At 66.4% G+C, this 8,326-nt stretch carries 8 protein-coding genes and 1 pseudogene; 7 read left to right on the top strand and 2 right to left on the bottom strand.

The window, feature by feature from the left end:
- Positions 1 to 452 (bottom strand): annotated as a pseudogene (locus tag ACE3UY_RS02355) (hypothetical protein); the annotation flags it as partial.
- A 309-nt stretch (positions 453 to 761) separates the two neighbouring features.
- Between ACE3UY_RS02355 and ACE3UY_RS02350 the strand changes: the two are divergent.
- The 7 genes from ACE3UY_RS02350 to ACE3UY_RS02320 all read left to right on the top strand — a co-directional run bounded on the left by ACE3UY_RS02350 (position 762) and on the right by ACE3UY_RS02320 (position 7,935).
- Positions 762 to 1,646, top strand: coding sequence for a prephenate dehydrogenase (locus ACE3UY_RS02350; RefSeq protein WP_374685945.1), 885 nt, complete (start codon positions 762 to 764; stop codon positions 1,644 to 1,646).
- Between the two features lie 223 nt (positions 1,647 to 1,869).
- A complete protein-coding gene (locus ACE3UY_RS02345) occupies positions 1,870 to 3,204 on the top strand; it encodes an LCP family protein (protein WP_374685944.1) in 1,335 nt (444 codons plus the stop codon).
- 21 nt (positions 3,205 to 3,225) lie between these two features.
- A complete protein-coding gene (locus ACE3UY_RS02340; protein ID WP_374685943.1) occupies positions 3,226 to 5,334 on the top strand; it encodes a hypothetical protein in 2,109 nt (702 codons plus the stop codon).
- A gap of 71 nt (positions 5,335 to 5,405) precedes the next feature.
- Complete coding sequence (locus ACE3UY_RS02335) at positions 5,406 to 6,149, top strand: glycosyltransferase family 2 protein (protein WP_374685942.1); 744 nt, start codon at positions 5,406 to 5,408, stop codon at positions 6,147 to 6,149.
- Positions 6,150 to 6,258: 109 nt separating this feature from the next.
- Positions 6,259 to 6,498 (top strand): hypothetical protein, encoded by a 240-nt coding sequence (locus ACE3UY_RS02330; protein ID WP_374685941.1) that lies wholly within the window; start codon positions 6,259 to 6,261, stop codon positions 6,496 to 6,498.
- Positions 6,499 to 6,620: 122 nt separating this feature from the next.
- Positions 6,621 to 7,412: a DUF4058 family protein gene (locus ACE3UY_RS02325; RefSeq protein WP_374685940.1), complete on the top strand. Its 792-nt coding sequence runs from the start codon at positions 6,621 to 6,623 to the stop codon at positions 7,410 to 7,412.
- A 55-nt stretch (positions 7,413 to 7,467) separates the two neighbouring features.
- Positions 7,468 to 7,935 (top strand): hypothetical protein, encoded by a 468-nt coding sequence (locus tag ACE3UY_RS02320; protein ID WP_374685939.1) that lies wholly within the window; start codon positions 7,468 to 7,470, stop codon positions 7,933 to 7,935.
- A 75-nt stretch (positions 7,936 to 8,010) separates the two neighbouring features.
- Here ACE3UY_RS02320 and ACE3UY_RS02315 read toward each other — a convergent pair.
- Positions 8,011 to 8,326: hypothetical protein (locus ACE3UY_RS02315; protein WP_374685938.1), on the bottom strand; the 316-nt coding region annotated here is incomplete at its 5' end.

The following is an 8,326-nucleotide window of genomic DNA, read 5'->3' as shown; positions in this document are numbered from 1 at the left end:
GTATCGCCCGGCTGGAGCAGCGCGGTGTAGACGGCGCTGTTGGCCGGCGCGCCGCTGAGGGGCTGAACGTTGACGTAGAGGTTGTCGGCGCTGATGCCGTTGGCGGCGAAAAGCTCGGCCGCGCGCCGCCGCGCCAGCGCCTCCAGGATGTCGGCGTACTCCACGCCCTTGTAGTAGCGCGGGTCGCTGTAGCGCCGGTAGTGGGCTAACTCCATGTCCAGATCGAGAATCTCGGCCTGCGTCTGCCGGCGGCTCTCCTCGCGCGGATACCCCTCGGCGTAGACGTTGCCGAAGCTGCTGCCCAGCGCTTCCTGGACGGCATCCGGGGCCTCGCTCTCGCTGGCGATCAGGATGATCGAAGACGCCTGACGCGCGTCCTCGCCATCCAGGATTCGTTGCAGGTCTGGGTCTAACTCCGCCACCGACCCATAGAAAATCAGATTTCCACCCATCGTTGTACCTCCGGTGATCTCGCGGCTGGACCGTCGGATGCGTGACAGCCCGCCCGCACCGGCCCGTGGTCTTCGTCGCGTTGTTGCTGTTAAGGGGGATTTGGGAATTGACCGGCGGAACCATTGCCGGTTCCATGTGGCAGCAATCGGCTGCCCGATCGCTGCCATTGTAACACATTGGCGATCCGCGGCAATTGGAAGAATGGGACGCGGATAAACGCTGATTTGAACGCTGATTGATATGGCCGACTGTGAAACACGTCTGAATAATCTGCGAAATCTGCGAAATCTGCGGATAATCTCTTCACCATGAGCGACTTGCAACACACGCGCGTCGGCATCGTCGGCCTGGGGCTGATGGGCGGCTCGCTGGCGCTGGCCCTGCGCGGTCACGTCCCCTATCTGCTCGGCGTCGACCGCCAGCCGGCGACGCGCCAGGCGGCGCTGCGCGACGGGATCGTCGATGAGGCGGTCGAGGCGCTGACCCCCGACGCGCCCCCGGTCGATCTGCTGGTGCTGGCCACGCCGGTGCGCGCCATCCTCGACACGCTGACCCGGCTGCCCGCGCTGCGGCCGGACGGCTGCGCCGTGCTGGACCTGGGCAGCACCAAGCGGGCGGTCGTCGCCGCCATGAGCGCCCTGCCCGAACGCTTCCCGGCTATCGGCGGCCATCCCATGTGCGGCAAGGAGACGGCCGGGCTGGCCGCCGCCGCCGCCGATCTCTATCGCGGCCAGACCTTTGTCCTGTGTCCCTTGCCGGACGCGCCGCCGGCCGCCGAGCAACTGGCCCGCCAACTCATCGCCGCCATCGGCGCGCGCCCGGTGGTGCTCGACGCGGCCCGACACGACGCCACCGTCGCCGCCGTCAGCCACCTGCCTTACCTGCTGGCCGGGGCGCTGATGCGCGGCGCGGCCGATGAGCGCCTGTGGGCCATCAGCGCCTCCGGCTTTCGCGACACAGCGCGCCTGGCCGGCAGCGACCCGCGCATGATGCTCGATATTCTGCTGACCAACCGCGAGGCCGTGCTCGACGCACTGCGCGAGGCCGAAACCGAGTTAGCTGCCGTCCGCGATGCCCTGGCGGATGGCGACGAGGCGGCGCTGGCCGAGTGGCTGTCAGCAGCGCAGGTGGCCTATGCCGCCTATCGCCGCTTCAAGTCGGGCGAACACTTGCTGCCCGGCGCTCAGACATGACAGGTGGGCGACCAGAGGTGTCCAAAGCAGCAACGCAACTTGTGGCCGCCCACCTGTCAGGTCTTGCTTGTGGGATTGCCGGATTTTGACCGGCTGCTATAATGCCGCGTGCATAGACCCACAGCGGTTATGTTTCATGACAAGTGATTCTCGTGGTCCCCGTCGTAATTCCGGCGTACGCTTGCCGGTGTGGGCGCTGCTACTCCTGATTGTAGTGGGCCTTTTGTTGCTGATCCTCAGTTCCACGTGGCTCTTCCGCACGGTGCGCGGCCTCGCTTCGGTATCCGACGGCGTTGGGCCGGACTTCAATCCGGGCACAGGACAGACCGGTTCCGGCCAACTGGCGCCCGAGATTACCGGCGGCACGGTGGCCGCGCCGTCCGGCAGTATCTCCCCGGAGACGATCCCCGATTGGGTGGGGACGGAACGCCTCAACATCCTGCTGCTGGGCGTCGACCTGCGCTGCGACGAAGAGGGGCCGACCCACAGCGACACCATCATGGTCGCCACCATTGACCCGCTCAGCCGGACGGGCGCGCTCCTCTCGCTGCCCCGCGACCTATGGGTGGAGATTCCCGACTTCGGCGTCAATCGCATCAACCAGGCTTACTTCCTGGGCCAGGCGTATGAGTACCCCGGCGGCGGCCCCCAACTGGCGGTCGAAACGGTCGAGGCGTTCCTGGGCATCCCCATTCATTACTATGTGGCCGTCGACTTCCAGGCGTTCATCGATTTCGTCGATCTGATGGGCGGCATCGTCGTCGAGGTGCCTGAGCGCATCGAGGACCCGAGCTACCCGGACAATTGCTACGGCTACGACCCCTTCACCATCGACGTCGGCCAACAGCGGCTCGACGGCGCGACGGCGCTGAAGTACGCCCGCACCCGCGCCACCTTTGGCGGCGACGTGGATCGCGCCGGCCGGCAGCAGCAGGTCATCATGGCCGTCCGCGACCAGGCCACGCAACTGGACACGCTGCCCCAACTGCTGTTCAGCGCGCCCCAGCTGTGGCAATCTTTCCAGGCGCACGTGGACACGAACATGCAGCTGGACGAAGCGCTGCAACTGGGTAACCTGGTGCGCCAGATGCCGCGCGAAAACCTGCGCAACGTCGTGCTCGACTATAGCTACGTCTACAACGACACCACTTTCGACGGCCAGCAGGTGCTAGTGCCCGTGCGCGAGAAGGTGCGCGCCCTGCGGGACGAGGTGTTCGCGCCACCGACCGTGCCCACGCCGGTGATTGAGGCCCTGCCGACGGCTATTACCGTCGAAGATGCGCGCGTCGCCGTCTTTAACGGCACACCGACCTTTGGCCTGGCCGCCGATACGCAGGCGTACCTGCTCACCGAGAACGTCAACGTCACCGAGATCGGCAACGCGGACTCCGCTACCTATACATCGACCCAGATCATCGACTACGGTTCTCACCCCGGCACCGTGCAATATCTGGTCCGGCTGATGAACATCCCCCCGTTGAATGTCAGCACGGGCAGCAACCCCGCCGGCAACTTCGATGTGCTGATCATCCTGGGGAGCGACTGGCAAATCCCATAAGCTCCAGAGACCGGAAGCCACATGCAGAAGCGCGACTGGCCCTATCTGGTCTTTGGCATCCTGATCACCACCGTCGCGGCCTGCCGGTCGTCTATTGATAACAATGATCTGACCACTCTGGAACCGGAGTGGGTAGAAACCTCGACGGCGGCCATCGCCGGCCAGGAAACCGCCACGCCCGAGACCGACCCCGGCCCAACCGGTATACCCCTACCCACCCCGCAGCCTGCGGCCGACGAGCGGCAGACCCTGGGCAGCGACCGCGCCGGCCTATCGCTCCTCGTCCCGCCCACCTGGGTCAACTTGACCGACCAACTCGACATCCCGGCGATGGGCAACCGTCTGGGCATCAACCTGGTCTTTGCCGCCGACTCGGAACGGACGGGGCGCAGCCTGCTGGCGGGCAAATCGTTTACCGGCGGGGCCTATGTGTCCGGGCTGATCGTCACACCACCCGCGGCCGACGCCGACCCGGCGACGGTTCTCATCGACCTGCTGACAGCCAGCTCGCCGGCCGCCGTGCGCCTGACGCCGGCGACCCCCATCCGCTCGGCCAACGACGTGGCGGGGGTCGTCATTGACGTGGCCGACGGCCCCATCGGCCTGAACAGTACGGAGCCTAACGACCTGCGCACCCGCATCGCCCTCTTCACGCCGCCGCCGGCCAACGGCGCGGCGCCCACCTGGATCGTCCTGCTGTTCAGCGCTTCCACCGCGCGCTGGGAACAATACGCGGGCCTCTTCGATGAGATGCTGCAATCAGTTCGGGTCTACGGTGTTCGCCCCGGCGCGGAGGCGCAGGAGGGGAACGTCGTCGTTCGCGGCGAGTTGGCCGGCGACCGCGATGAGGTCAGCGCCACGTTGGAGCGCTCGGTCAACGACCTGTGGACGTTTACCACCGCCGGCAACCGCTACGCCAGCCTCTTCCTGCGCCCGGAAGCGCCCCAGCTCGATCTGGCCTTGACCCTGTTGGGCCCTGACCGCCAGCCCATCACCGCCGTGGACAACGGCTACGCCGGGGCGACGGAGTCGGCAACCGACCTGCTACTGACCCAGCCCGGTGTCTATATCATTGAAGTGAGCGACTTCTTCCGCGATTCCGGACGCTACAACCTGTCAATGGTTCTGTCGGATCAGCCACAGTACAGTGGCGGTGGCCCCATCGTTTTCGGGCAAACGCTGCAAGGGACGCTGCCGGCCAACGGGCAGCACGCCTGGGTATTTCAGGGCGTGGCCCGGCAGCAGGTCAGCATCGTTGTCGAGCCGGGCGCATCGACCTTCGACGCCATTCTCGATCTCTACGGCCCGGACGGCCAGCGCGTCATCGGTCTCGATGAGGGTTTCAGCGGCGACTCAGAGGTGCTCGCCAACTTCGAACTGCCCGCCACCGGCGAGTATGCCATCTTCGTGCGCAGCTTTTCGCCCCAGGGCGGCCCCTACACCATCTCGCTAGACGAGGGCGGCCAACCCATCGCCAACTTCCACGACGCCGGCGACCTGCGCTACGGCGAGGTACACCAGGAGTCATTGCAGCGCCAGGAGGCCCACGCCTGGTTCTTCCAGGGTGGGATCGGCGATCACATCCTGGTGCGCGTCACGCCGCTCAGCAGTACACTCGACCCCGACATCTGGCTACTGGATGGCGCGGCGGAGCGTGTGGCCGCCGCCGACGAGTTCGCGGCCGGCGAGCCGGAGACCATCGAATTGACGCTGGGCCGCGACGACCAGTACATCATCCTGGTGCGCGATTTCAACGGCGAGCCGGGCGACTACGAGATAGCCTTAGGGGCCGCGCCGGTCGCCACGCCGGAGACCGCCGGCTCGCTCAACTATGGCGACACAGTCATCGGCGTCGTGCAGTCCAACACAGCCGTCGCCTGGACGTTCAACGCTGAGGCGGGCGACGTGATCGACATCGACGTGCGCCCGGCCGAGTCCAGTAGCGACGTGGTGCTGGCGCTCCAGGGGCCGGACGGACGGACGGCGCTGGAGGTGGACAACAGCTCGGCCGGCGGCGGCGAGTCGGTTGCCGCCTTCGTTGTGACTGCCGCCGGCCAATGGCGGCTGGTTCTGCGCGAGTTCTTCGGCGGAACGGCCAATTATCAGTTGTCGCTCGATAGGGCGCAGTAAGACAGCAGGGGAGCGGGGGTGCAGGGGTGCAGGGGAGAGACCACCGACCACTCGCCCAGAAAGACACATCCATGCCCGAACTAACCGCTATCATCCTGACCCGCAACGAAGCCCGCCACATCGTGGCCTGCATCGACAGCTTGCGTTGGGCCGACCGGATCGTCGTCTTCGACGCCTGTAGCGACGACGACACGGTCGCGCTGGCCGAGGCGGCTGGGGCGGAGGTGCACCAGCGGTCGTTCGACAACTTCGCCGCCCAGCGCAACGCGGCGCTGGACAGCGTGACCACGGATTGGGTCTTCTTTGTGGACGCCGACGAACGGGGCACGGATGCCCTGGCCGAGGAGATTCGGCGGGTCATCGCCGAGCGGCCGGAGAATGGCTGGCACGTCCCGCGTCACAACGTCATCTTCGGCCGGGTGACGCTCGGCGCGGGCTGGTTCCCCGACTACCAGTTTCGCCTGTTGCGCCACGGCCACGCGCGCTACGTGCGGCCGGTGCACGAACTTGGCGAAGTGGACGGCGCGGTCGGCTACCTTCACAACCCGCTCATCCATCACAACTACCGCGACCCGGCCCACTTCCACGCCAAGCAGCGCTTCTACGTGGAGCACGACGCGGCCATCTTGAAGGATCAGGGCGTGCGGCCGAAGCCGCGCAACTTCGTCCTGCAACCGCTGCGCCACTTCTGGTGGCGGTTCGTCACACTAAAGGGGTATCGCGACGGCCTGCATGGACTGCGGCTCAGCCTGTATATGGCCTACTATGAGTGGCGCAAATACCGGCGGCTGGCGGCGTTGTGGCGGGGGTCGTAGGTAGAAACAGAACCCTCTCCCCAGCCCTCTCCCACAGGGAGAGGGAGCGGGCGCTCTGACTCCCTCTCCCCTTGGGAGAGGGGTGGGGAGAGGGTAGGAGATGGTGACAATGCCCATTGCGGTTGAGTGCAGCTTTGACGCGGACGGTTGGGTGCGGGTGCGGCGGGTGCGGCTGGATGACCGCTGGCACATGGTGGAGCAGGGCCGGCAGTGGGCCGACGAACAGGGGAAGCACGTGCTCGTCCTCCTGCCCGCGGGCGTGGCCGGGGGTGTGCGCGAACTGCTATTGCGGGCCGACACCCTGACCTGGGAGATGCGCGAGCTACCCGGCGGGCGGCAGGTCATGTAGCACAGGATTCTTATCCTGTGTCCGCGCCACGCTGTTGCAGCGCTCAGTCAGGAATGACTGAGCTACAGGGCGCGCCGTGATATAATGGAGCCGTCGGTCATAGCGTCCAAATGGAGGCCAACATGCCATCCCCATTTCCTGGAATGGATCCCTATCTCGAAGGCGAGTTGTGGCAGGAGTTTCACGAAACGCTCGCCGGCGAAATACGGGCGCAACTGCTCAAGGTGTTGCCGCCCAAGTACGTCGCTCTGCTCGCCAAACGATACGTCATTGAACGGCCGTCCGTCAGTTTGATGGCCCTGTCGTCTGAGCAGCACGTCATCTACCCCGACGTGCACGTCGCCGAGTTGCCGCGCGTGGCCGAGAGGCAGAGCGCCTACGCCGCGAGCGGCATGACCGCGCCATCCGTCCGGTCAATCGGCTTGACCAACGTGGGGACACCCGTCCTCACCGTGGAGATACGCGACGTGGCCCAGCGCCGCCTGGTGACGGTCATCGAAATCCTGTCGCCGGCCAACAAACAGGGGTATGGGGCGGTGGAGTATGACGCGCGCCGCCGGCTGCTGTTCGGCACGCACACCCACCTCCTGGAGATCGACCTGCTGCGGCGCGGCCTGCGTCTGACGTTCGAGGACGCGCCGCCGCCAGCCGACTACTACATCTACCTCAGCCGCTTTACCGACCGGCCCTACACCGACATCTGGCCTATCGGCCTGCGCGACCGATTGCCGACCGTGCCCGCGCCGCTGCTGCCGCCCGATGAGGACGCGCCGCTCGAACTCCAGCGGGCCGTGGACGCCTGCTTCCAGCTGGTCGGCTACGAACGGCTGCTGGACTACAGCGCCGCCCCGCCCCCGCCGCCCCTGAGCGAGGCCGACGCCGCCTGGCTGGCCGAGCGCCTCGCCGCGCGCTAACCGGATCGCCGGCGTCCCGCCGGCTCTTCCACAAGCTACCCACTCCGAGGAAACGATGAACAGCGAATCCCCCCGCCCGTTCCTCAAGCAACGACTGGCCTACATCGGCCTTGCCGTCACCATGGCCCTGGCCTGCCTGCTGGCCGCGCTGCAAATGCTGCGTTCGAGCGGCCCACTTTACGCCCAAGGCGATGTCCGCCTCTATTTGCCATCGGTGATGGGCATGCCCGGCTCCACGCGGCCGCCAACCGGGAGCTACACCTGCCTGGAGTATGAGTTTGGCCTGGTCTGGACATCAGAGGTCATCACCTTGAACGCCGACGGCAGCAGCATCTATGACTTCAGCCCGCCGTACCTGACGACCATGACCGGGACGTGGACGTACACGCCCTCCATCCGGCAAGTGGGCCTGACGAACTTCCGCTGGCCGACCGCGACCTACGAAGCGCCCAACCGCCTATGGGCCAGCGAGTACCTGCCCGAACCGGACTTTGAAGTCGCCCTGGAATGCCAGCGACGTTGAGTGGAACGTGTCCAGATGGCGACCCGATCCATGTTCCGGGGCCATAATCTGTGAAATCTGTGGATGCCTCTTGTGTCAGGCCGGAGCCAGGCCCGGCAGGATTCGCCACAGCGCGAACAGCGACATCCCGCCCAGCAGCGTCGCCACGCCCAGCGGTAACAGGTAGCCCGCCCATGGCCAGCGGCGGACGAACGGCCGCAACCAATACCCCCACCCCGCCGTGAAGCCGATGGCGATGGGGATGAGCGCCGGGAAGAGGTAGCGCCCCTGGTGCTGGACGAAGGTCAGGTTGTAGGCGACGTGCAGCCCCAGCGTCAGCAGGAACGTCAGACCCAACACCAGCCAGGGCAGCCGGTGGTGGGGGGGGGGGGGGGGGGGGGGGGGGGGGCGC

The organism is Promineifilum sp. (SeqCode) (genome assembly GCF_041918635.1).
In the GTDB taxonomy this organism is placed as follows: Bacteria; Chloroflexota; Anaerolineae; order Promineifilales; family Promineifilaceae; genus Promineifilum.
This window is presented reverse-complemented; position numbering and strand designations above follow the sequence as displayed.